The sequence below is a fragment of the Streptomyces sp. cg36 genome, from assembly GCF_041080675.1.
In the GTDB taxonomy this organism is placed as follows: domain Bacteria; phylum Actinomycetota; class Actinomycetes; order Streptomycetales; family Streptomycetaceae; genus Streptomyces.
The window spans coordinates 1,712,252-1,734,905 of the sequence record NZ_CP163520.1 but is presented as its reverse complement, the minus strand read 5'-3'; the positions used below and the strand labels follow the sequence as shown (position 1 = coordinate 1,734,905).

The following is a 22,654-nucleotide window of genomic DNA, read 5'->3' as shown; positions in this document are numbered from 1 at the left end:
CCCGGCGTGCGCCCCCCGCCCCGCTCCGCCGCGCCGCCCGGCAGCGGCCGGCCCCCGGGCCCGCTGTTCGCCCGGTTCTCCGGCGCGGCCCCGGACGGCACCCGGCTCTACTGCTTCCCGTACGCGGGCGGCGGCACCCAGATGTTCCGGGGCTGGAGCTCGCGCGTGCCGCCCGGCGTTGGGGTGACCGGCATCCGGCTGCCCGGCCGCGAACAGCGCTTCCGGGAACCGGCGCTGGACTCCTGGCCCGACGCGCTCGCCGTGCTGGTCGAGGCGCTGGCCCAGGAGACTGGCGACGGGCCGTACGCCTTCTTCGGCCACAGCCTGGGCGCCCGCCTCGCCTACGAGGTCGCCCACCGGCTGGCCGGAGCCGGGCGGCGCCCGCCCGAACTGCTGGTCGTCTCGGCCTGCCGGGCGCCGGGCGTGGAGCCGCGCACCGCGCCCATGCACACCATGGACGGCCCGACCCTGCGCCGACGGCTGCGCGAGATGGACGGCGTGCCCGCCGAAGTCCTGGCCGACCGCGCCCTGATGGCCGTACTCGAACCGACCCTGCGCGCCGATCTCCGGCTCGCCGAGACCTGGCGGCCGTCACCGGGCCGGATCGACGCGCCGATCCTCGCCCTGTGCGGGGACGACGACGACATCGACCCGTACGAGGACATGATCCCCTGGAAGAACCACACCACCGCGGGCTTCACCATCCAGGCGTTCCCCGCCGGGCACTTCTTCCCGCGCGACGAGGAGGAGGCCGTCCTCGCGGCGATCTCCGCCGGGCTCACGGCGAAAGGCGCGCGATGACCGGTCCGCTGGACGGCGCTTCCCCCTACTTCACCCCCGAGCACGAGGCGTTCCGCGCGTCCGTGCGGCTCTTCCTCCACAAGGAGGTCGTGCCGTACGCGGCGGAGTGGGAGCGGCGGCGCTCGATGCCCCGCTCGGCCTGGCACGCCTTCGCCGCCGAGGGCCTGCTCGGCCTCAACCACCCCGTCTCGGCGGGCGGTTCGGGCCTCGACTTCTTCCACTCGGTCGTCTTCCTGGAGGAACTGGGCCGGATCGGCTTCGGCGGGGTGCGCTTCGCCGTCGCGCTCCACGCCTACATGGGCACCAGCTACCTCGCCACCAACGGCTCGCCCGAACTGCGCGAGCGCTATCTGCGTCCGGCCGTCGCCGGTGACCTGATCGCCGGACTGGCGATCACCGAACCGCAGGCGGGCTCGGACCTCTCCCGCCTGGCGGCGACGGCCGTGGACGACGGCGACGAGCTGGTGGTCGACGGCGAGAAGCGGTTCGTCGTCAACGGCTCCTTCGCCGACTTCTTCGTCACGGCCGTCCGCACGCCCGGACCCCAAGTCCGCTCCAGCCAGGGAGACTTGAGCCTGGTCGTGATCGACCGCTCGGCCGCGGGCGTCCACGTACGGCCCAACGACTCGATCGCCTGGCGCGCCTGCGGCATGGCCGACGTCGGTCTGCGCCAGGTGCGCGTACCGAAGGCCAACGTGATCGGGCGCCGCAACTCCGGCTTCGTCCAGATCATGCGGAACATGCAGCTCGAACGGCTCGCGGCGGGCATCTCGGCGGTCGGCGACGCGGCCCACTGCCTGGAGCTCACCTGGCGCCACCTCAAGGGCCGGGGCATGTTCGAGTCGACGCTCAGCGCCAAACAGGCGGTCCGCCACACCATGGCCGACCTGCTCACCGAGGTGGAGGCCACCCGCCGGCTCACCCACCACGCGGCCTGGAGCTACGCCCGCGACCCGCTGGCCATCACGGAGTGCTCGATGGCCAAGCTGAAGGCCACCGAAGTCGCCCGGACCGTCGCCGAGGAGTGCCGCCATCTGCACGGCTCCGAAGGCTTCCGCGAGGGTTCGGCCATCGTCCAGATCGTGCACGACGCCCAGGCCGCGACCGTCGCCGCCGGGGCGAGCGAGGTCATGCGCGACATCGTCGTACAGAGCGGATACGAGGAGTTCTCTTGACCACTTCGGAGGCCGAGGCGGAGAGCGCGGGCAATCCGCCGAAGGGGCCGGAGCCCGGCGCCGCCCCCGATCTGCTGCGGGCCGGGACGGCGGGCCTGATCGCCGCGTTCGTGGGCTTCTCCAGCTCCTTCGCGATCGTCCTCGAAGGGCTCACCCGCGTCGGGGCGAGCCGCGCCGAGGCCGCCTCCGGCCTGATGGCGCTCTCGGTCTCCATGGGCCTGTGCGCGATCTTCCTCAGCTTCCGGCTGCGGATGCCGATCAGCATCGCCTGGTCCACGCCCGGCGCGGCCCTCCTCGCCGGCGCGGCCGGGACCGACGGCGGTTTCGCCGCGGCGGTCGGGGCGTTCCTGGTGACGGGCGCGCTGATCGTGCTGACCGGGCTGTGGAAGCCGCTCGGCCGCTGGGTCTCGGCCATCCCGAAACCGCTGGCCAACGCCATGCTCGCGGGAATCCTGCTGCCCCTCTGCCTGGCCCCCGCCAAGGCCGTCCAGGAGAGACCGGCGGTGGGTCTCGCGATCGTCGGCGTCTGGGCGGTGGTCGGCGCCTTCAAGAAGCTGTACGCGGTACCGGCCGCGGTCGTCGTGGCGATCGTCCTGATCACCGCGACCACCCACCTCTCCGCCGCCGACCTCGGCCCGCTGTGGCCCCGGCCGGTCCTGGTCGCCCCCGAGTTCACCGCCGCGGCCGTGATCGGCATCGCCCTGCCGCTGTACGTGGTGACGATGGCCTCCCAGAACATCCCCGGCATCGCCGTCCTCAACGTCAACGGCTACGAGCCCGAGCCGGGCCCGCTCTTCGGCTGGACCGGGGCGTTCGGCCTCGCCTCGGCGCCCTTCGGCGGCCACGCCGTCAACCTCGCGGCGATCACCGCGGCCCTGTGCGCGGACGAGAACGCCGGACCCGACCCGCGCAAGCGGTACCGGGCGGCGGCCGTCGGCGGCGCCACCTATGTGCTGCTCGGCCTGGGCGCGGGCGCGGCGGTCGCCTTCGTCGGCGCGGCCCCGCCCACCCTGATCGAGGCGGTCGCGGGGCTCGCGCTGCTGGGCGCGCTGGGGAACTCGCTGGTGGGCGCGGTGGCCGATCCCGGCGACCGGGAGGCGGCGGTGGTGACCTTGGTGGTGGCGGTCTCGGGGGTGGAGTTCTTCGGGATCAGCGGGGCGTTCTGGGGCCTGGTCGCGGGCGGCGCGCTGTACGCGGGCAAGCGGTGGCGCGAGTCGCACCGGGCCGCACCGGCCGAGGTCACTCCTCCCCGGTGAAGAGGTGCGCCTCGATGGCCTCGTTGTACTTCTGGAGCGCGAACTCCTGCGTACCGAAGCAGTGTTCGTCGTTGGCGCCGCTGGTCAGCCCGAGCTGGATCTCCCGGTAGATCTCCAGGTCCTCGTACTGCACCTGATAGGTCAGTTTCCGGTTCTCCTCCCACTGCTCGACGCTGCCCTCGCCGACCGAGCCCTTCGGCACGATCAGCCGCAGCTTCACCAGGGTCCGGGTGGGGCCGAGCGGATGGCTGGTGATCCACAGGAAGTGGTCCGACTGGTGCAGCACGGTCTCATTGGGAAAGATCGTGTGGATCACATTGGCCACGGAAAGCAGCCGCCGCTCGCTGCGCTCGGTCTTCGCAATGAAGTTAATCGACCGCTTCGGCAGGATCGACCGCAGATGCGGCCCGAACGTGTCGAAGAAGAACGTGCTGTTCTCAAAGAGCGGGTTCGCGCTCTTCGCGTGCAGGAACGGGAAGTGGTAACCCTCCAGAGTGCCTTCCACGACCAGCTTCCAATTGATCTCCCACTCCTGGCTCTCGGCCCCGTAGATCTCGTACGAGGAAAGATCCAGATCGGCGATGTCCGGCTGGAAGTCACCGAGAAAGGAATTGAGCCCGGCAAGGCCCGGCCGGTCCCTGGGCATCAGCCACACGAAGCCGTACGCCTCCACCGAGGGAAGCTCCACCAGATTGCGCCCGCCCCGCTCGACACCGGGGAAGCAGTGCGGGCTGGGAATGGCGGCGAGCGTGCCGTCCAGGTCATAGCGCCAGGCGTGATAACCGCAGGTGAACTGCTTGCGCTGCCCCGAGGGCGCACTCTCGACCCGGGCCCCGCGGTGCCGGCAGGCGTTCAGGAACACATGCGCCGCGCCCCGGTCGTCCCGGCTCACCAGCAGGGGCCGCCCGAAATGCTCCAGCGTGGCGAACGAACCCGGCTCCGGAATCTCCGAGCCGTGCACGAGCATCGACGGCAACTTGCTGAAAATTCGGTCGAGTTCCGCCCGGTACCACTCCGTCGAGCGGTACCGTTCCACACCCACGCGGGTGTCCTTGTCGGTCAGCGGGAGTCGCTTGTCGCGAAGGTGTTCCAAGGCGCGGTCCAAGAGTCGGAGTTCCTCGTCGCGATCCATTCGCCAACTCCCTCCAGACAAAGGTGATCGCATCGATTCTAGAACGCCCGCGATCCCTCTTCAATGCTTGTTCAATGTCAAATAAGGCGCGGTTGAACGCGGTTGTGGCATTCGGGGAATGCGCGCTAGAACAGCGGGACACCCTGCGGCGCGGACGGGAGTGAGGCGGAAGTGGCGACACATCTCCTACGGGCGGCGCCCACCGCGCCGGACGCGCTGGCCGCAGCCGCCGCTCCCTCCACGGGCCGCTTCCTCCTCGCCCTCGCCCTGATCGTGACCGTGGCCTTCGCCCTGGCCCGACTGGCCCGCAAGGTGCGCCAGCCCGCGGTGATGGGCGAGATCATCGGCGGCATCCTCCTCGGACCGAGCCTGCTCTCCCTCTTCCCGGGGAACGTGCAGGACCACCTGATCCCACCGTCGTCGCTCCCGTACCTCCAGCTGCTCTCCCAACTGGGCCTGGTCCTCTTCATGTTCGGCGTCGGCTACCAGTTCGACGTGGGTCATCTGCGCACCCCCACCGCGAAACGCCAGGTGGCGGCGGTCTCGCTCAGCTCGGTGGCGCTGCCGTTCGGCCTCGGCGCGGGCCTCGCGGTCTGGCTCCACCCCTGGCTCAGCAGATCCGAACTGAAGGTGGACGGGCGGCTCGGCCCGGCGCTCTTCCTCGGCACGGCCATGTCCATCACCGCCTTCCCGGTGCTCGCCCGCATTCTGGCCGAACGCGGTCTGTACAAGGACAGGCTGGGCTCGATCTCCCTCGCCTGCGCGGCCGTCCAGGACTTCCTCGCCTGGTGCGTCCTGGCCGCCGTGGTCGTCGTGGTCCGCGCGAGCGGTCCCTGGCCGCTGGCCCGGATGGCCCTGGAGTCCGCGCTGCTGCTGGCCGCGCTGGTCCTCCTCGTACGGCCGGGTCTGACCTGGCTGCTCGACCCGGCCCGGCCGTGGGCGGGCGGCTCGGCGCTCAGCCACGCCGTACTGGTCGTCGGGGTCCTGCTGAGCGCGGCGGCCACCGACGCCATCGGCCTGCACGCGGTCTTCGGCGCGTTCGCCTTCGGCGCGGTCGTGCCGCACCGCCCCATCGACGAGTTCGCCCCCGAGGTCCCCGAACGCATCGAACAGACCAGCCTGCTCCTGCTCCCCGTCTTCTTCACGGTGACCGGACTGTCGGTGGACGTCTCGGGCCTCGGCGGCCGGGGCCTGCTGATGACGGCGGCGGTCCTGCTGGTCGCGTGCACGGGCAAGTTCGTCGGCGCGTACACCGCGGCCCGACTGACCGCCGCACCCCCGCGCGAGGCCGCGGCCCTCGGCGTCCTCCTCAACGCCCGGGGCCTGACGGAACTGGTCATCCTCAACGTCGGCCTGGGCCTGGGAGTCATCGACACGAGACTCTTCACGGCGATGGTGCTGATGGCGGTGGGCACGACACTGATGACGGGCCCACTGCTGGAACGCTGGTGGAATCCGCCGGCTTCGGTGGAGCGGGTGGGGGCGGGGGCGCGGGGGACGGGGACGGCGTAACCGGCTCTGGGGGGCCTGCGCGGGGCGGGCCCCAAGGTTGTCCGCCCCGGCCCGACCAGTGCCGCCGTACGGGTGGACGCATCCTCGCACTGCGTGCGCGGCCTGCGAACCCGCCACGGGCGACGTGACGGTCGGGAGTTCGGCCGGGGGCGTGGCTTTGAGGATCATGGCTGTGCGAGCGACGAGCGAAGGGCTTGGACACCATGGCAGAGAAGACTTCCCGCACCCCTGACGGCGACGGCGTCACCGGCCCGGCCGACGCACATGACGCCCCGGTCATCTTGGGCAACCGGCCCGGCTCGTTCGCCCGGGGCGTTCTGGCCAAGCGGCATCCCGCCCTGATCCAGCAGGTGCGGGACGCCTTCCCGTACGGCCGTCGCCAGCATGAGGCCCTGGACGCCCTGCTGGAAGAGATCATCCACGGTGTCGTCGAACCGCTGGCTCCGTCGGAGCACGATCACGTGCGGTGGGCGGACTGGGGGCGGGAGTATGTCGGGCGACCGTGGTTCGACGCCCCGTTCCTGTGGGCGGAGAGCTACTTCTACCGCAGGCTCCTCGGCGCTGTTGAGTACTTCGGTACGGGCCCGTGGCAGGGTGTCGATCCCTTCGCCCCCTTCAAGCGGGCCGAACTGCGCGGCGCGGCGGTGGACGAGGAACTGCGGGCGCTGGACGCGCTCGCCGATGCGCCGGCCGAGGAGCGGGCCAGGGCTCTGCTCCTCGCCTCGCTCTGGGGCAACCGCGCGGACCTAGGCTTCCGCGTCACGGAGGGGGAGCAGGCAACCGGCGACGTTACCGGCGGCCTGGTGGCCGATGACAGCGCCGTGCTGTGGCAGTTGCTGCCCGCCGGAGCCGGTACGACGGTCGCCGTGGTGGCGGACAACGCGGGGCGGGAGCTGATCCCGGACCTGATCCTCATCGACCACCTCCTCCTGCACCGGCACGCCGAACGGGTCGTGCTCCACGTCAAGCCGCACCCGTACTTCGTCTCCGACGCGATGACGGCGGACGTCGTCGACTGCCTCCGCCGCCTGGCCGAGGCACCCGGCGAGGCCGGCCGGATCGGCGGGCGCCTGTGGGATGCCATGGCGGCCGGGCGCCTGGAGGTCCGCACCCATCCGTTCTTCTGCGCCCCACTCCCGTACGAGGAGATGCCGGAGGACCTGCGGGAGGAGTTCGCGGCCGTCTCGCTGACCATCCTGAAGGGCGACCTCAACTACCGTCGGCTGGTGGGCGATTGCATGTGGTATCCGACGACGCCGTTCGCTGCCGTGACGGCGTACTTCCCCGGTGCTGTCGCGGCGCTGCGCACGTTGAAGTGCGATGTGATCGTGGGGCTGGAGCGGAAGGTGCTGGACGCTTTGGAAGAAGAGGGCGACGGGGCTTGGCGTACGAGCGGTACGCATGCTCTGGTCCAGGTGCGACGGTAGACCTGGGCTCCGCGCAGTACCTCGCGCATCGCGGCATCCTCGCCCCGGCCCGATGCCGGCCCGCGGTGGCGAGGTCGCGGGCGGCGCGGCGCAGGCGTCCGTTGGAGTTGGAGGGCGTTTGTGCGAGCGGGAGCCGGTCACGCGCCCTGAACGTGACGCCTACAGCCAATCCCGCCGCTTGAAGATGAAGTACAGGCTCACGCACACCCCTGCCATCAGCAGGATCGCGAACGGGTACCCGTACGCCCACCCCAGCTCGGGCATCCGCTCGAAGTTCATCCCGTAGATCGTCCCCACCAACGTGGGAGCAAACAGAATCGCCGCCCACGACGAGATCTTCTTGAAGTTGTCGCTCTCGGGGCGCTGACCTGCCACAATCTGATGGTTGGACACCCTGACCTGCGCCGATGATCGTTTCCGGTGCTTTCGTCGTCATGCCGGTTTGCGCGGTCGAGTCTCCCCAGACGCTCCCCCAGCGGGTCGCGTTCTCCCCAGATTCTCCCCAGGGGAGCGGCGGCCAGTGGGACCGGGAGAGCGATACGGAGGCCGCTCGGAGAGAGCTCAGCCGTCCCCCAATGTATCGGCGATGCTGTCGAGTCACGGGGGCGAGAAAGGCTCGACGCGCGGCTGGTCCGGGGGAGAGCGGGAGCCCGTAGTAGCTGAACGTGCAGCCGAGCGTTTGACGCAATGTTGGCGCATGCAGGACGCGGTGTCAGTAGGGTGCCAGTAGTCGTCGGCGACCTGGGCGGGGGATCCGTGATCGAGCTGTCGGAGATGATTCGCGAGCTGCGTCGTGAGTTCACGACGGCCCTCTCCGAGGGGAACAGAGAGCAGGTGCGGTTCGAGCTGGGTCCCGTCGAGGTGGAGGCATCCGTGACGGTGTCTAAGGAGGCGAGTGGCAACGCGCGGCTGCGCTTTCTGGTGGTCGAGGGTGGAGGCACGGCCAAGGTGGCACAGGCCGAGACGCAGCGGATCACCTTTACCCTGCAACCGCGCATCGCGGATTCTGGTGCGGCCGTTCTGATCTCCGGCGATGATGTGGCCGGCGAGCGCTGACGCTCTCACGAGGGTGTCCATCGGTTTAGAGGTGTGCCGGGCGGCGGAAGTCATCGTCTCCGTAGACGATGGAAAGGGGCGGCGGGGGTCCGGCTATCTGGTCGCCGTCGGGCGGGTGCTCACCGCCGCACATGTGGTGCGGGGCGCCTGCACGGTCACAGTGAGATTCGACGCTGACCTGGCAACTGAGAGTATTCATCGTGCTGAGGTTCTCTGGGAAGACCAGGCCATCGATGTCGCCGTACTCGCCATCGAAGGCGATCAACAGGCCGTCGTATGGACCGATTTCGGCTCTGTACCTGACCGGGATGTCGTGCTGCCATGCAGCTCCGTCGGCTTCCCGAGCTTCAAGATGCGTACGGATCGGGATGGTTCGCGGTATCGGGACTCGTGTCACGTGCACGGCTCGTGTGCGGTGTGGTCCAACCGCCGTGAAGGGACGCTGGATCTCAGGGTCGCGGCGAGCCCCACGAAGGCGGCCGCGGATGAATCTCCGTGGGACGGGATGTCCGGTGCCGCCGTCTTCAGTGGTGCGGGCCTCATCGGCATCGTGGGACGCCACCATCTGTCTGATGGCTCTGATCACTTGGCTGTTCTCCGCGTGGACGGCTGGCACAGTCGATTGCCGCCTGAAGCCGCGCGGTGCTTGGAGGACGCGATCGGTGCCCCGCTGTCGGCAAGCCGGCTCATCAAGGTACGTCCCGAATTCGAGAGCGCGGGGATGGACAAGGGCGAGCCACCGTTGGGCCGTCGGCTGAGTTCCTTGCCGCCCGAGCATGCGCTGGCGCTGGAGGTCCACCCGGCCATCGAGCTACGCGAACCTGGTCAGCCGCTCGAAGTCCTGCCCCCGTACCTCCGGCGCGCGTCAGTGGACGACGAGTTACGGAGAGTTGTGGCCAATGCCGAAAACGGCAGCAGACTGCTGATGCTTGTCGGAGGATCCTCCACGGGGAAGACTCGGGCTGCTTGGGAGTCGGTGCGTGCCTGCCTGTCGGACGGCTGGCGGCTGTGGCACCCCCTCGCCCCGGAGCGCCCCATCTCGGTGCTGGAGGCGCTGAGCTCGCGCCGTATCGCTCCGCGCACCGTTCTATGGCTGAACGAAACACAGCTCTACCTGACCCCGAGTCCTCACGGTGAGCGCGTTGCCGCAGCGCTCCATGAGCTGCTAGCCGACGAGCGCGCCGGGCCGCTGCTCGTCCTGGGGTCCCTCTGGCCCAGGTACTGGGACGAGCTCACGGCGGAGCCTGCGAGAGGTAGATCCGCGTCGGACCCCCGTGCTGCCGCGCGCTCACTGCTCCAGCTCGCCACGGTGGTACATGTCCCTGATAGCTTCAGCGAGTACGAGCTGCTGTGCCACAAGCAGGTGCTCGACGCAGATCCGCGACTCGTGCAGGCCGCTGACTCTGCCGGTGGGCGAGTCACTCAATTCCTTGCCGGAGCACCAGAGTTGATTCGTCGCTACAGGCGGGCCTCGCCGGCCGCTCGCGCGGTTCTCTGGGCGGCTATGGACGCACGGAGGCTCGGGCACGGTGCATTACTGCCCCGGGCATTTCTGGAACGGGCCGCACCGGGATATCTCAGCGACGACGAATGGGACGTGCTGGAAGACGACTGGTTCGACCGGGCGCTCACGTATCTTGCCGAGCCATGCCGTGGCGCGCGAGGACCGCTAAGCCGGGCCCGCCCCCGCCCCGGTTCCTCCGATGGCGGCGGTAGACGTGGATACCGGCTCGCCGACTATCTCGAACAACATGGCAGTACCGAACGCTGGCAAATTAGTCCTCCGGCCGGTTTCTGGGAGGCGGCAGCTCATGCGGCAACACCGCGGGACATCTCGCTGCTCGCCCACGCCGCCCGGCAGCGCTGGAGGCTTCGACACGCGGCCAGGCTGTATCAGCAGGCCGCCGCGCAGCAGGACGCCGCAGCCCTTAAGGGCTTTGCACTGCTGTGCAGCCACACCGGCAACGCCTCGGGGAACCTGAACGCAGTCGATGCGGCAGACCCCGGAGGCGTGGTGGTTGCCGAGTCCGACATTCGCTGGAGTCTGCGGCAGAGCGTCGTGCGTGAACGGCTGGCTGAAAGATACGAGGTGGCGCGGCTGAAGCAGGGGGAGGAAGGCGAGTTCGCACCTCCTTGGGAACGTAGCGAGACGGCCGATGCTCGGTTGTGGCGTGAGATGGCTCCGCTGAGAGAGGCCGCCCCGCATATGGGCGCCACCGAGGACCTGATGACTCAGGCAGTGGCGCAGGGGAACACTCGGCTCCTGTTCAGCCTGGCCTTGATCAGAGAGCTGGCCGGTGACTGTGATGGAGCGGAAGTAGCCCTGCAACAGGCTGCTCGGGCCGGTCATCCACGGGCACTGAGCGACCTTGGACGGCTGCGGGAACTGGCCGGCGACCGTGAGGCTGCTAGTCGTTATGCGCTCGATGCAGCCGCACAGGGAGACACCGGGTTTCTCACGTCCTTGGTCGAGTACCGCGAACAGCACGACCTGCGGCCTGCACGACAACTGGCGCACCGTGCGGCCGACGCCGGACATGCGGACATCTTGACGGGCTTGGCAATCCGCCGCACGTTGGCAGAGGGCTTGGAGAGTCCTTGGGTGCGGCTCTGGCGGTATGGGCTGACAGCTGAGGGGGAAATCAGTTGCCCGTGGTAACACCAGCTGTGCGGGGCCGCGTCATGCCTTCCCCTCTTGCCGCCTCCCTTCGAGGCGAGATCAGGGACAGCCCGTTGGACCTCTGCGGCCGTCGACAAAGCCCTCGACGGCATCGCGCGGACCCCTTCCATGAAGTTGACGAACCACGCGGACAGGGGTTGTTTTGCGGGCCCCGCGTTCAGCCCTGCTGCGGCCAGCGGTTGCGACTCTGGAAATACTCAAGAGCCGTGGGTTCCTCTGTGAACTCGAGTAGGCCGCCCACCTTGTCCGCCAGGAGTGCCCGGACTTCGGACGGTGTGGCGAAGAAGAACTCGCGCCGCTGGTTGACGAAGTTGACGCGTCGGCTGGCGAACGCCTTGTGGAGTTGCGACTCCAGAGTCACGGCGTCCTCGGAGAAGAACAAGGCGTGGACGTCGTATCGGAACGGTACGGAAGCGTCGCCGAGTTCCCGGACGCGGTCCATCGGATCAAGGCGGCGGGTCATGCCGATCTTGACGATGTTCGGGCCAAACGCACCGATGTTGGAGATGACGTACACGTAACCGGCACGGATGTTCGCGATGCGGTAGTCGTTGGCTGCGATGGCCTTCTCGATGTCAGCTAGGCGGCTGGAGAGTTCCGTGACGGCGGCGTCGTCACCCTTGGCGCGGAGTGATGCCAGGGCGCTGACGTAGTGCACTCGTTCCTTCTCAAGCCGCTCCTTCTCGGCGGCCAACTCCTGCGCGGCGCGGCGCTGTTCACGGAGAAGCTGACGTTCGTGGCGGGCATGTTCACGCTCTTCCTGCATCTTTATCTGGAAATCGGCGGTCAGTTCGAGCTCAGTGACACGCAACGCGTGATACTCGGGGTTGATCCGCATCTCCATGATCGCCCCGAGTCTCTCGATCGCGGTGACCGCTGACTCCAGCCGCTTCAGCGCAGTGCGCACGTTCCCCGACCGCAGCGAGCGAACGCAGTTGTCGGCTTCGGCGTTGTAGGCCCGCAGCATCAGCTTGGACAGATCGCTGACCAGTTTCCGTCCCCGTGCCAGAGAACCGTCGAAGGTGAACATGTCGGCTGCGAGGATCGCGCGACTGCTCTTGACGACTTCGTCGATCTTCCCTTCGAGACTATGCAACCGGTCCTTGTAGGCCGCCGCGGTCTCCAAGGGGTGGTGGTAGCGATAGATGCCGACATCTTGGAGGGCACGCTGATCGCTGAGATCGATCAGGTCGGCGCCACCTTGCGCGGCGGCGAGCGCTGCTTCGAGGTCGGCGATACGGGCCAGCAGCGGCGCGGGGTCGACTTCTCGGAGCAGTGGCGGAGCCGGTGGGACGGCTGATGTGGTGTCCTGCCGCGTTCCCGGTGACCCCTGCGCCGGGTCTGTGGGAGGAGCCCCGGTGGTCTGTCCGGTGACGGACTTGTCGGGGTTGACGTCCGGTTCGGACCCGTCGTCGGGCACAAAGAGGTGCCAGCCAGGTGGTAGGGCCGGCCAGGACGGGTCAGGGTTCCATCCGGGCGGGGGCATCCAGCCCTCGGGCGGTGTGGGCCACCCTGGCGGTGGGTTGAACCGCATGGTCACTGCCCCCGAACGCGGACACCGCGACTGGTGTCCGCCGGGAGCAAGTCAAATGGCGACTTCGACATCGCGGCACCGAGGTGCTGCAACGTGGCCTGAGGGACCACTTTGGCCAGATCGAAGCTGTTGAAGGTCTCACGGTCCGCCGCCACGATAACCAGCGGAACGGTGGTCGGGCGGCCGGTGGCAGGGTCGTCCGTCTCGACGCCGACCGCCAGCGCGATCGAATGGATTTTGCCGGCACGGTCGGCTTCGAAGACCTCGTGCAGACTGCGAACCGCTACCTGCCAGACCGCGTTCGCGTACCGCTCCTTCTTTTCGCGAACGGGCAGGTTGGTCGAAGCGATCTCATCCTTCACCTTCACGTATCGGTACGCCTTCACCGAGGGTACGGATGAAGGCTCCGGAACGCTGACTTCGAGCGAGAGTTCGCGGGACGCGAGGTTGAACACATGATCGTGCTCGACCGGGAAGACCTCGGGGTAGACCGACTTGGACAGGACGATGCCGACGTACTCCTGGATGGCGGATTCGACATCGAAGGCAAGAGCGTTGATGAGCTTGTCGACCTCAGCGTTGTGAGCCGATGCCTCAGCCTCGCGCTTCTCGCATTCCAGCTCGTACTTCTTCTCGGCAGCCGACAGTTCCGCCACGCGCTTGGCTTCTGACTCCTCGCGCTGGGCCGCCTTCTTGACGTAGCTGCTGTGGGCGGCGTCCCTGGCGCGCTCCCAGTGACGATGCGCGTCCGCAAAGGCGGTCCGAGCCGCCTCAACAGCCTGTTGGTGCCGTTTCTTGCCGCCGAGTACGGCGGAAAGCCCGCTGGGTGCGGCTGGCTCCTCGTACACGGGCTCAGGCGCGTAGTCCGGCTGCGCAACTATGGGGATCGAGATGGCCATGCGACCAGGTGCGAACGGAGGATGCTCGACCGTCGAGATCTTCAGGGATTCGAGATCGACGTAGTCGTCCATGTCCAGAGTCCACGCGAGCAGACCGCCGATGTCGGCGAGATCGCCGGCCAGACTGGCGTTCATCGACTCGACCTCGGCGAGTCTGGACTCCACGTGGAGCCGCGCGGCCTCACGCTCTGCGGCCTTTCTCTCCGCGGCAGAGGATCGCGCCGCTTCCTTCTGCGCGCGCTCGTACGCCTTCGTGGCTCGTTCTGCTTGGCGCTGCGCCGCAAGATGAGCACGATGGGCGGCGGCCTCCTGCTGGCGTCGGCGCTTCTCCGCTTGCTGCGTCTGGTAGGTCAGCTCTGCGAAAAAGCCGCGACGTTTCCCCATGACATCCCCCACAGAAGCCGGAACCCGAGGATCTGAGCGTAGGATGTTAACGGTATCCATGATCGTTGTCGCTGGCAGGGTGAACCCGGTATTACGGGCGTAGGTTCTCGCCGGTCCCAGGCGGGTAACCAGGCGAACGAAGTCGGTGCTGTGGCACCGGCCGTGCGCCCGGTGGTACCCGTCGCCGGCGCGGTGCCTCTCGCGAAGGACCGTCTGCCCTCGGTTTACGGGCACGGGTGCCGGGAGGCGGCCCCCGTGAGGGGCGTGCCCGGACGTACGACGAAGCGCATGACGGTCGGCTCCAGGATGCCGGACATGCCCACCGTCCCGGTTGCGGCCGGTCCTCGGTACCCCGCATGGTCATGGACGTGATCGGGAGCCGGGGACCGGGATTCCTGGCGGGGGGCCGTGTCGCCTGTTGAGAGGCTGGCGGAGGACACGAGATTCGAATTCGTGAGGGGTTGCCCCCAACACGCTTTCCAAATGTTCGTCCAGGGGTACGTGGAAAGTCGGGAACGTTCTGACCTGGGGTAGAGCCGTCGACCGGTGGGCTCCTGAACGGTCCCGGACGTACGTGAATGGGACCAGAACTGAGACTACGACGCGGTTGATCAGGATGCGCCGAGCTTCACGCTGAGGCAGTCATTCGAGTCCACCGCCATCCCGAATGGGGTGAATGCGATGACGCCATGCTTGGGCCCGGCCAGAGCCCTCATGGCTATGCAGTGCTGACCGGCGTCGCCGGTGGTGAACTCGATCACCACTGAGTCCCTGCGGTCGGCTGAGTCTGCTTCCTCGGGGTTGCCAGCCTGGATGTACGCCGCCTTCACATCCTGGAGGCGTTCCACCCATGCGGGCACTCCGGCCCCATAGCTGGGGGTCACGGTTGGAGCGGAGCCGGTACTCGACCGTGGGGGCGCTGCAGTGGGTGGTGCGACCTCTGAAGGGCTCAGCGGCGCCGTGGGTGCTGACGACTCCTGCGGGGCAGCCGGAGCGGCCTCGCTGGAGGGTTTGCTGTCAGGGTCGAGGAGGAATACCAAGGCAATTACGGCAACAAACCCGGCCCCGGCGAACAGTACGGCTCGGGGGAACCGTCGCTCCGCCACGGCGGGCGTGAGAGAGGTCAGTTTGTCCAGAGGGACGGATAACTCGCTCCCTGTGTTGAGCATTCGTATCTCAGCGTTGCCGTTGGCTGCGTAGCCAGTCACATTGGCACGGTTCCCGAGGTAGAAGACGATCGAGCCGATCGGAATCCTCTGAGGCGCTGGTGTCAAAGCGGAACCTTTCACAAGTGATCTTGTACGGGTGATCTGGTCCGTCAGCGGCACGCCACGGTTCCCCTACTCGACCTCACGGACGGTCGGCACCCTGGCTTCGGGTCAGCAGGTGGCCGAGGCATCGACCGATTCTGACCGGCCGTGGTGCAGCCCGAGTGCTACTTGCCACAGGGGGATGCAAGGCGGCCAGACGTCAGGTACGGGGTGAACCTCCAGTCCGGAGTGCGTGCTCCACAGTGGTGGCAGTGCTGTTGAGTGACTCGCGCAGTTGCCGGAGTTCTTTCGCTCTGCCGCACCTGAGGTCCACGCGAGCGTGGAGCTGGTGCGGATGATGGTGAACGAACTGGGCTTGGTGCTCTGACCTTCTTATCCCAGGTAGGGGTATGCGCCTGCGACGAAGTCGCCGATTTGTTGGCGCATGCTTGGGTGGATGTCGTAGTCGTCGAGATTGGCGGGCTGGACGAAGCGGACGCCGTCGGCTTCGTCGTTGATGGTGGGCTCGCCGCCGATGGGGCGGCCGATGTAGGTGGTTTCGTACTGCTGGCGGATCTCGCCGTCGGTGTAAGCGACGATGTGGTGCGGGTTGGTGTAGACGCCGAGGAATCCGGTGATCTCTGCGACGATTCCGGTCTCTTCCACGCATTCGCGGACGGCGCACTGAGCGGCGGTCTCGCCAATGTCCTGGGCGCCTCCGGGCAGGGCCCACTGGCCGGTGTCGCGGCGTCGTTGCAGGAGGATTGCGCCCTCCTTGTCCACGACGAGCAAGTTGCTGGCGGGGATCAGGGTGTTGGCCTTGGGGGCCTTGGGGTCGTTGTAGTACTCAGTCCTGCCCACTGCAGTGCTGCTCCTGCCTGTTGGGCGCTCGGGGGAGCGTTGTCATCCAGACTGCTTCGAGGTTCTCCTCGTGCCGGGCGAATCATGCGGCTTTGGCGAAGTCCATGTTCGCCCCACGCGCGGACAGACTCGAACTCGGTCATGACCTCACAGTCGATCGTCGTCGCGCAGCCCATCGTGGCACCCGTGTTGCCTGCTGAGGGGCGTACTCGGTCTCGATGCGCAGCGCGTTCCCTGGCGCGCTGGCGACGGGCCATGCTGCCCTCGCTTTCGGTGGTGGTTGTGCGCGTCTGGGACACACGATCTTCGAGTTGTCCTAGGGTTGGGCGGGTTCCCGGTGGCGGTCTGCTGCTGGGGATTTCGTGTTTTCTGGGCGGAGAAGGATCTTGCGGTTCGTACGCCAGCCCGCGCGGCGCGGTACCACCGACCGGTCTGCCCGCCTCCGTGATGCTGTCGCGCCCCTCGGTGTGCGGCAGTTCCGGCTCCACTTCATGGCCCGCCTGTTGTCGTGGACAGGGTCGGCCGTAGCCCCGATCGCATTGGCGTTCGCGACGCTCCACCTGGGTGGTGGCGCGGGAAGTCTCGGCTTGGTGCTGGCGGCCGGGATGGGCCCGCAGATCGTGTTGTTGCTGGTGGGTGGGGTGGTCGCGGACCGGTGGTCCAGGGCCCGTGTGATGGTGTGGACGAACGTGGTGTCGGCGGCGGCCGAGGGCCTGGCCGCGCTGCTGCTGTGGTTCGGGTCGGCCACGGTGTGGCACCTGGTGGTCATGTCAGCGGTGTGCGGGGCCGCGTCGGCGTTCTTCACCCCGGCCGCCGGAGGCGTCGTTGTGGAGGTGGTCCCCAAGCCGTGGCGGCACTCGGCGAACGCTTTGCTGAAGATCGGGCAGAACACAGTAAAGGTCGCGGGCCCCGCGCTGGGCGGAGTCTTGGTGGCCGCTATCGGCCCGGCCTGGGTGATCGGCTGGGACGCGGCCACGTTCGCGGCGGCGGCCTTCCTGTGCGCCCGGATAGACCTCAATGCGGCCCGGGTGAAGGTCCGTACCGGGTTCCTGGCCGACCTGCGCGAGGGCTGGGTGGACTTCCGTTCCCGGCGCTGGCTGTGGGTCATGGTCGTCCAGGCGTCCGTGGTGGTGCCGGTATGGCTGGTCGGCTACCAACTGCTCGGCCCGGTCTACGGCCTGGAAGTTCTGGGCGGCGCTGCGCCGTGGGGCTGGGTCGTCTCCGGTTTCACCGCCGGGCTGGTGGCCGGGGCCGCGCTCGCGCTGCTGTGGAAGCCCCGACTGGTCGGGGTCGTGGTGTGCATGGGTACCGGCTCGCTGGGCCTGCCGCTGGCGGCGATGGCGGCCACCGCCCCGCTGCCGGTCCTGGTCGTCGCCACGGCGGCGGCCGGCACGGGGCTGGCTGTCAGCATGACCACGTGGGCCTCCCTGGTCCAGGAACGCATCCCGGCCCAGAAGTTGAGCCGGACGATGTCGTACTCGACGCTGGGACAGATCCTCCCGGTCCCGGTCGGATACTTGATCGCCGGTCCGCTGTCGCGGCACCTTGGGCTGCGGCCGACTCTCGCCGCCGGGGCCGTGGTGATCGCGGCAGCTGCGGTCGTGCCGCTCGCCATCGGTCAGGTGCGGCGGCTGTCGCTGGCAGAGGAGGTGACTCCGGCTGCGGAGACGGCGGCCAGGTAGTACGCGCGGGCGACCTCCACGGCCCCCGCGAAGTCCCGGAAGGCTCGGTCGCGCGCCGCCGCGTCACGCTCGGCCTGATCGGCGCTCGGCGGGAGCTTCCACTGCTCGGCGAGGTGTCGGGAGATCCGGCGAGTGTCCAGGTGGGCGATGGAGTGACGGGCGTCGGCCGCCTCGGCCCGCGCGTTCACCTTGAATGCGGCCGTCACGGATTCCGCCGCAGCTACCGGGTCACTGAGGAGGCCGGCGGCTTCTTCCCACGTGGAGGGCCACACGGTCCAGGCGCCGTCCCAGCGGGCGCAGCGGACCATGATCCGTGCCAGGGTGTCCGCACGGGTGAGATCTCTTTGTTCGGCCGGAGTGAGCCAGAACGCCAGTTGCTCGGGCGTCATGTCGGCAGTGTTGACGCCGCAGGCTTGGGCCACCGCGAGGGCGCCCGCCTTGGGCGTCGCTGCCCGCCCGGCAATCGCCGTAAGGACACGGTGGCGCCAACGGGCTGGGAAGCCGGGGTCGTAGAGCTGCTGGTGGTTCAGGGCCGCGAGCAGCGGCACTCGGCCGGGTCCGGGCCGGAACGCGGCGTCCCAGTACCGCACGAAGCTCGTCGACCACGGCTGCCCAGTCCAGTCTTCGGCGTCCGCCGGGCCGGTCCGCTCGGCCGCGCTGTCGATGGTGGCGTGCAATATCGGGTTGGCCCAGGTGCTGGCGGTGACCTGGGCGGGGTCGGCGGCGATCAGGGTGAGAGCCTCTTCGGCGTCCTCACGCTTCAGGTCGTACGGGTGGGTGCGCCGCCACTGGTCCAGGCGGCCGAGCGCGTCCGCCAGGGTCTCGTCCTGGGTGGCAGCCCGGCGGAGCCTGGTCCAGGTGCGGCGGGCGTACGGGATGGCGCGGGCGAGCCGTAGCAGCGCCACCGCCTCGGCATGGGTGACCTGCTGGTCGGCGTGGGCGCGTTCCAGTGCGGCCCGCACGTTGACCAGAGCCAACGTCAGCGCTCGGCCGTCGCTGTCCTGGAGGATGGCCACTTCGTCGTCGGCGTCCAGGGTGCCGGTCCGGTAGGCGTCGAAGATCCGGCCGACGCCGGTCATCCCGTACGGGGCGAGTTCGGCGGCCCGGAGGGCGCCCATGCTGGCGGCGCCGATCACGCGCACGCCGTCGGCGAGCAGCGCCAGGATCTCCTTATGCCTGATGGGGGCGCTCTGGTGCCACAGTCCGTCGATGATCAGCACCGTGTCGCCGGGCTTCGGGTCGAGACGGAGGAGATCTCCGTGGCGGACAGGCGGATGTGCGACCGCATGCGGGCACAGCTCGCGGATGCGGGACTGGGGCAGGGTGGGCCCGGCGAAGACGTGGACGCTCATGCCGCGACTCCTGGGCCGCCAGGGCGGGCGATGGTGTGGCGGGAGTTGTACCGCAGGTGCGGTGCGAGGATCTTGACGACAGTGAACTCCTCGCGGGCGTAGGGCCCGTGGGTGAGGTCGACGGCCAGGGGAGGGATGCCGGTCACGGTGGTGACGGTGGTGGCCAGGTGCGCGGCTTCCTCGTCATCCTTGTCGAACGCGGCCTCGTACTGTTGGGTGACCGCCGCCCATGCCACCCTCTCGCCCGGAGTAGGGGCGGGACCCTTGTGGGGGCCGGTCCGGTAGACGGCTGGCGGAGTGTCCTCGCGCGATCCGGTGATGTGGGTGAGTCGCGACTGCGCGGCCTCTGTGATCGCCCGGGACAAGGCGATGCACGGGTCCAGGTGGGCGCCGGAGCCGGAGACCAGGAGCGCGGGCTGGTCCTCGCGCCACAGGTAGCAGGCCGCCACGGGCACCCGGAACCGATTGGGCAGATGCCACAGCTCCGTCCAGGCCCCGGCTGCCGACAGTCGGCTGATCAGCTCCGCGCAGTGCGGATCGTCGATGCTCTGTGCGTCGAGCCGTTCGGCGTCGGACGGGAGGTCGCTGAGGACGTCCCGCTCGATGATCTCGCACAGGCCGTGTGCCATGGCCTCCGCGCGGGTGTTGCCGGAGGCGAGGCCGTTGGTGGAGGCGCTGGGCAGGTGCAGCCGCCATTCGTGGTGTGTCTCCCGTCCGAGCGCCACGCAGGCTGCGGGTACCGGGACCGGCGTGCCGTCCATGGTGCACTCCGCGGTGATCCAGTCCAGGCGGGTCTGGTCGGTCACCAGATGGCCGGGGTGCAGCTCCAGTGCCGTCACTGGATACGGCAGCGCCATCTCCCGCGCCGGCACGTGGATCGCCGTGGCAGCGGGAACGGCGTGCTCGGCGTGCCATGCCTCGATGGCTTCCATGGCACCGGAGACGCGGGCCGCGTCCAGGCTCGCTCCCTTGCCCTGCGCGACCGACAGGGTGCGGGCGAGTGGGCGCACGGCCATGGTCACTGGGATACCGAGATCGTCCAGGCCGGTCACGTCTGCGACCCGCGTGATCCCGTAGGTGGGGAGCAACGGGCGGAGGGCCTGCCAGGTCTGGGCAGGGTGACGGGTGCGGTGCGTGCCGTCGAAGTAGACCTTGTGCACGGGGACCCTCCTGGTCGAGGTGGCGTCGTGGGGCACACCCGCCGGCCAGGCCCCTTTTGGGCACCTGCTGCGGCGAGCTGGTGTGGGGGCGCCCGGCCGCCGAACCCTGAGGAGGGCGAGCGGCCGGACGCCTTGATACCCGGATCCGGTCAGACCGCAGCGAGAGCGGGCTGCTCGTACACATGGGTGTCAGGGAACGCGGAGTCAGGCACGGCCGGGTCGCCGCCGACGTTCTGCGGCAGCGAGCCCTCGGCGTGCAGCTCGGCCACGAACTCGGCCGGGTCCACTACCAGCGTCTCCACCGGGCTGACGGGCTCGGTCGGCGTCTCCACCTTGATCTCTGCGGGCATGGTTCCTCCTTTGATCGAGAGGGGCTGCTACGCCGAGAGGTCGGCGAAGCAGATGGTGATCAGTACCTCGCGCGACACGGAGCCGAGCGGGGTACGCCAGTGGGGGATGCGACGCCCGTCGAATCCCGTGAGCTGCCGCGAAAGGATCGGGAACCCGTCCCCGCAGGTGGGGAACGGAGTGTCGGCGAACTGTTCGGCGACTTGGTCGCTGGTCAGCCATCGCAGGCGTGGCAGCCAGCCCATCGGGGCCAGGCCCTCCCGGAGTCCACACGAGAACGTGATGTCGCACTTTCCGTCGTCGCGGTGTACGTGCATGAAGTCGCCGGGACCGTAGAACTTGAACCCGAACCGGATCGGCGTCATCCGACCGTGGCCGGTGGCCTCGCCCGCGATCTCGGCAAGGCCCTTGGACAGGGCGAGCTCCTTCAGGGCCGCCCCGCCGGGGTGGACGGTGCAGCGCTGCGGCGAGGTGATCGACCCGTCTCGCATCACCAGCAGCCCCGGCCGCTGGTTGTGCCGCACGACCGCGTGCTGTTGGCAACGCCCGGCCTCCTCGGCGAGGTCGTCCCACAGCCCCGCCTCAACCACATCGGCCGGGACATCCACCCGGCCCTCCGCAAGCCACGCCTGGCGCAGCATCACGGCCTCACAGGTCGAGGTAGGAGAACGTCGCCAGCAAGCCCAGCTCGCCCGGATACGGGGGCCGCCAGTGCGGGATGTTGTAGCCGGCGAACGCCCGCAGCGAACCGCTGCCGAACTCGTGGTTCAGCGTCTGGAAGGCGTCTCCCTCGGGGAACAGGCCCTGGTCGGCGCACAGCAGTGCGAGGGCGTCGGGGTGGGCATCGCGCAGGTGCGGTGCCCACCCCATCGGCGGCAGGCCCTCGGTGAGCGCGACGCCGATCGTCACCGAGGCCCGCACGCTGTCGAAGTGGACGCCCTGGAAGTCGCCCTTGCGGTAGACGACGACCGCGCCGCCACGCGGCACCAGTCGCGGCAGGCCGGTGGCCTCCCGTACTGCAGCCCACAGCGTCCTGTCGTACGCCAGGGCCTCCAGGACCGGTCCCGCCGGAACGAACGCGCAGTGGAACGGCGCCGCGAACGAGCCGTCGCGATGGGCGCTCATCTCGTCGCGCACGTGCGGGGTCGCCAGGCCGATCCGGTCGTGGGCCTCCTTCACCAGCTCTTCGAACCGGGCCGGCTCCAGGGCGTCGGGGACGAGGACGGTTCCGGTCTCCTCCCACGCCGTGCGGGCCGCTGAACGCTCGATGACGGGCTGTCCGGTATTCATGTTGATCTCCTGTTCCACGAAGGGGCCTCACCGGGGTGGAGCCGTTCCCGCCCCGCGGCCCGAGCCGATGGGCGCGGGGGCGGGAACGGCGGGGCGGCCGGGCAGGGGCCGCCCGCGCCGCCCGCAAGGGCGGCGGTGTGTGCTCCGGCGCCCGGGGGCACATCCCCAGGGCCGGGCGCCGGAGCGGTCTAGGTGCCGGTGCCGCCGCCACCGTCCGGGGCGGGGACCGCGTCCGGGACGGTCACAGCGGCCCGTCCGTCGGACAGGTCATGGCGAAGCTCATGGTCGGCGGAGAGGCCGACCAGCACGAGGCCGGTGAGGATCGCGCCCCACCAGCCGACAGCGGCCACCACGTCGCTGTCGACCTGTAACCGGTGTCGGCCCATCACCGACTGCCGACCGAGCGGGCGGCCTCGCGAGCCCGGACGGCCCGGTCCAACCGCGCGGATGCCGCGTACATCTGGGGCGGGTTCAGGACGAGTTCGGCCCGCTGGCTGTCACCGTCGGCGAGTACGATATCCACTCCGATCCGGGCCTGCCCCGCCCCGTGGTCGTAGGCGATGTCCCGCTCCAGCAAGACCACCATGGCCACGGGCACTCGCATCACCCGACCCGAGGTGACCTGGACCGCCGGGCAGGCGGCGGTGCTCTCGATCACTTTCGGGGCGACGTTGGTGCTTCCTGTTCCTGCGGCGTGCATCGCGGGGTCACCGGCTCTCGGTTTCGGGACGGCCGAACAAGGCAACGAGGGGTTTTCGGCCGCCTGACCAACAGGGCACCCAGATCTAGACGTTCGACGTCGTGTAGACCGGGCAAGCACGTTCAGTTAAGGACGGCACCAGAGGCGCGGTAACC

At 69.1% G+C, this 22,654-nt stretch carries 20 protein-coding genes and 1 pseudogene; 8 read left to right on the top strand and 13 right to left on the bottom strand.

What is annotated here, in order from left to right:
- Window positions 1-6 precede the first annotated feature (6 nt).
- From AB5J87_RS07755 to AB5J87_RS07745, 3 genes are read left to right on the top strand one after another with little or no spacing between them, the layout of a single operon-like run.
- Window positions 7-801, top strand: coding sequence for a thioesterase II family protein (locus tag AB5J87_RS07755; protein WP_369375410.1), 795 nt, complete (start codon window positions 7-9; stop codon window positions 799-801).
- The gene (locus tag AB5J87_RS07750) at window positions 798-1,976 is read left to right on the top strand and encodes an acyl-CoA dehydrogenase family protein (protein WP_369375408.1); all 1,179 of its coding nucleotides are present in this window, start codon (window positions 798-800) and stop codon (window positions 1,974-1,976) included. The genes AB5J87_RS07755 and AB5J87_RS07750 overlap by 4 nt, the downstream gene beginning before the upstream one ends.
- Window positions 1,973-3,232: a benzoate/H(+) symporter BenE family transporter gene (locus AB5J87_RS07745; protein ID WP_369375406.1), complete on the top strand. Its 1,260-nt coding sequence runs from the start codon at window positions 1,973-1,975 to the stop codon at window positions 3,230-3,232. The genes AB5J87_RS07750 and AB5J87_RS07745 overlap by 4 nt, the downstream gene beginning before the upstream one ends.
- Here AB5J87_RS07745 and AB5J87_RS07740 read toward each other — a convergent pair.
- Window positions 3,216-4,364 (bottom strand): aromatic ring-hydroxylating dioxygenase subunit alpha, encoded by a 1,149-nt coding sequence (locus tag AB5J87_RS07740; RefSeq protein ID WP_369375404.1) that lies wholly within the window; start codon window positions 4,362-4,364, stop codon window positions 3,216-3,218. The two genes, AB5J87_RS07745 and AB5J87_RS07740, sit on opposite strands and share 17 nt — an antisense overlap.
- Before the next feature lie 171 nt (window positions 4,365-4,535).
- Between AB5J87_RS07740 and AB5J87_RS07735 the strand changes: the two genes are divergently transcribed.
- Both AB5J87_RS07735 and AB5J87_RS07730 read left to right on the top strand, forming a co-directional pair.
- A complete protein-coding gene (locus tag AB5J87_RS07735) occupies window positions 4,536-5,876 on the top strand; it encodes a cation:proton antiporter (protein ID WP_369375402.1) in 1,341 nt (446 codons plus the stop codon).
- A gap of 203 nt (window positions 5,877-6,079) precedes the next feature.
- The gene (locus AB5J87_RS07730) at window positions 6,080-7,303 is read left to right on the top strand and encodes a damage-control phosphatase ARMT1 family protein (RefSeq protein ID WP_369375400.1); all 1,224 of its coding nucleotides are present in this window, start codon (window positions 6,080-6,082) and stop codon (window positions 7,301-7,303) included.
- A 159-nt stretch (window positions 7,304-7,462) separates the two neighbouring features.
- On the opposite strand, the pseudogene AB5J87_RS07725 reads toward AB5J87_RS07730, so the two are convergent.
- A pseudogene (locus AB5J87_RS07725) lies at window positions 7,463-7,660 on the bottom strand (CorA family divalent cation transporter); the annotation flags it as partial.
- A gap of 399 nt (window positions 7,661-8,059) precedes the next feature.
- Here AB5J87_RS07725 and AB5J87_RS07720 point away from each other — a divergent pair.
- Window positions 8,060-8,359, top strand: a complete 300-nt coding sequence (locus AB5J87_RS07720; RefSeq protein ID WP_369375398.1) for a trypco2 family protein — start codon at window positions 8,060-8,062, stop codon at window positions 8,357-8,359.
- Between the two features lie 13 nt (window positions 8,360-8,372).
- Complete coding sequence (locus tag AB5J87_RS07715) at window positions 8,373-11,018, top strand: trypsin-like peptidase domain-containing protein (RefSeq protein ID WP_369375396.1); 2,646 nt, start codon at window positions 8,373-8,375, stop codon at window positions 11,016-11,018.
- Between the two features lie 178 nt (window positions 11,019-11,196).
- Here the strand turns inward: AB5J87_RS07715 and AB5J87_RS07710 are convergent, their stop codons facing one another.
- The 4 genes from AB5J87_RS07710 to AB5J87_RS07695 form a co-directional block, all read right to left on the bottom strand.
- Window positions 11,197-12,459 carry a DUF4041 domain-containing protein gene (locus tag AB5J87_RS07710; protein ID WP_369375394.1) on the bottom strand — a complete coding sequence of 421 codons (1,263 nt, stop codon included), beginning with the start codon at window positions 12,457-12,459 and terminating at the stop codon, window positions 11,197-11,199.
- A gap of 116 nt (window positions 12,460-12,575) precedes the next feature.
- The gene (locus tag AB5J87_RS07705) at window positions 12,576-13,856 is read right to left on the bottom strand and encodes a hypothetical protein (protein WP_369375392.1); all 1,281 of its coding nucleotides are present in this window, start codon (window positions 13,854-13,856) and stop codon (window positions 12,576-12,578) included.
- Between the two features lie 611 nt (window positions 13,857-14,467).
- A complete protein-coding gene (locus AB5J87_RS07700; protein ID WP_369375390.1) occupies window positions 14,468-15,184 on the bottom strand; it encodes a hypothetical protein in 717 nt (238 codons plus the stop codon).
- A 315-nt stretch (window positions 15,185-15,499) separates the two neighbouring features.
- Window positions 15,500-15,967 carry an NUDIX hydrolase gene (locus AB5J87_RS07695; protein WP_369375388.1) on the bottom strand — a complete coding sequence of 156 codons (468 nt, stop codon included), beginning with the start codon at window positions 15,965-15,967 and terminating at the stop codon, window positions 15,500-15,502.
- 386 nt (window positions 15,968-16,353) lie between these two features.
- Here AB5J87_RS07695 and AB5J87_RS07690 point away from each other — a divergent pair, with 386 nt between their 5' ends.
- Window positions 16,354-17,649, top strand: coding sequence for an MFS transporter (locus AB5J87_RS07690; protein ID WP_369375386.1), 1,296 nt, complete (start codon window positions 16,354-16,356; stop codon window positions 17,647-17,649).
- Here AB5J87_RS07690 and AB5J87_RS07685 read toward each other — a convergent pair.
- From AB5J87_RS07685 to AB5J87_RS07655, 7 genes are all read right to left on the bottom strand, one after another.
- Entirely contained in the window at window positions 17,586-19,001 is a 1,416-nt protein-coding gene (locus AB5J87_RS07685; RefSeq protein ID WP_369375384.1) for a TfuA-like protein, read from the bottom strand. The genes AB5J87_RS07690 and AB5J87_RS07685 overlap by 64 nt on opposite strands.
- Window positions 18,998-20,161: a YcaO-like family protein gene (locus tag AB5J87_RS07680; protein ID WP_369375382.1), complete on the bottom strand. Its 1,164-nt coding sequence runs from the start codon at window positions 20,159-20,161 to the stop codon at window positions 18,998-19,000. Before AB5J87_RS07680 ends, AB5J87_RS07685 begins: the two co-directional genes overlap by 4 nt.
- A gap of 149 nt (window positions 20,162-20,310) precedes the next feature.
- Window positions 20,311-20,511, bottom strand: a complete 201-nt coding sequence (locus AB5J87_RS07675; protein ID WP_369375380.1) for a hypothetical protein — start codon at window positions 20,509-20,511, stop codon at window positions 20,311-20,313.
- A gap of 27 nt (window positions 20,512-20,538) precedes the next feature.
- On the bottom strand, window positions 20,539-21,150 hold the full coding sequence (locus AB5J87_RS07670) for a hypothetical protein (RefSeq protein ID WP_369375378.1): 612 nt from the start codon (window positions 21,148-21,150) through the stop codon (window positions 20,539-20,541).
- Window positions 21,151-21,157: 7 nt separating this feature from the next.
- Window positions 21,158-21,799, bottom strand: coding sequence for a hypothetical protein (locus AB5J87_RS07665; RefSeq protein ID WP_369375376.1), 642 nt, complete (start codon window positions 21,797-21,799; stop codon window positions 21,158-21,160).
- Window positions 21,800-21,987: 188 nt separating this feature from the next.
- Window positions 21,988-22,185 carry a hypothetical protein gene (locus AB5J87_RS07660; protein ID WP_369375374.1) on the bottom strand — a complete coding sequence of 66 codons (198 nt, stop codon included), beginning with the start codon at window positions 22,183-22,185 and terminating at the stop codon, window positions 21,988-21,990.
- Window positions 22,185-22,457 carry a hypothetical protein gene (locus AB5J87_RS07655; protein WP_369375372.1) on the bottom strand — a complete coding sequence of 91 codons (273 nt, stop codon included), beginning with the start codon at window positions 22,455-22,457 and terminating at the stop codon, window positions 22,185-22,187. The genes AB5J87_RS07660 and AB5J87_RS07655 overlap by 1 nt, the downstream gene beginning before the upstream one ends.
- Between the last annotated feature and the right edge of the window lie 197 nt (window positions 22,458-22,654).

Bases quoted from the DNA above. Each gene is read 5' to 3' on its own strand.
- AB5J87_RS07750 (WP_369375408.1), top strand. From the start codon at position 798: ATGACCGGTCCGCTGGACGGCGCTTCCCCCTACTTCACCCCCGAGCAC.
- AB5J87_RS07740 (WP_369375404.1), bottom strand. From the start codon at position 4,364: ATGGATCGCGACGAGGAACTCCGACTCTTGGACCGCGCCTTGGAACAC.
- AB5J87_RS07730 (WP_369375400.1), top strand. From the start codon at position 6,080: ATGGCAGAGAAGACTTCCCGCACCCCTGACGGCGACGGCGTCACCGGC.
- AB5J87_RS07705 (WP_369375392.1), bottom strand. From the start codon at position 13,856: ATGGGGAAACGTCGCGGCTTTTTCGCAGAGCTGACCTACCAGACGCAG.
- AB5J87_RS07685 (WP_369375384.1), bottom strand. From the start codon at position 19,001: ATGAGCGTCCACGTCTTCGCCGGGCCCACCCTGCCCCAGTCCCGCATC.
- AB5J87_RS07675 (WP_369375380.1), bottom strand. From the start codon at position 20,511: ATGCCCGCAGAGATCAAGGTGGAGACGCCGACCGAGCCCGTCAGCCCG.
- AB5J87_RS07670 (WP_369375378.1), bottom strand. From the start codon at position 21,150: ATGCTGCGCCAGGCGTGGCTTGCGGAGGGCCGGGTGGATGTCCCGGCC.
- AB5J87_RS07665 (WP_369375376.1), bottom strand. From the start codon at position 21,799: ATGAATACCGGACAGCCCGTCATCGAGCGTTCAGCGGCCCGCACGGCG.
- AB5J87_RS07660 (WP_369375374.1), bottom strand. From the start codon at position 22,185: ATGGGCCGACACCGGTTACAGGTCGACAGCGACGTGGTGGCCGCTGTC.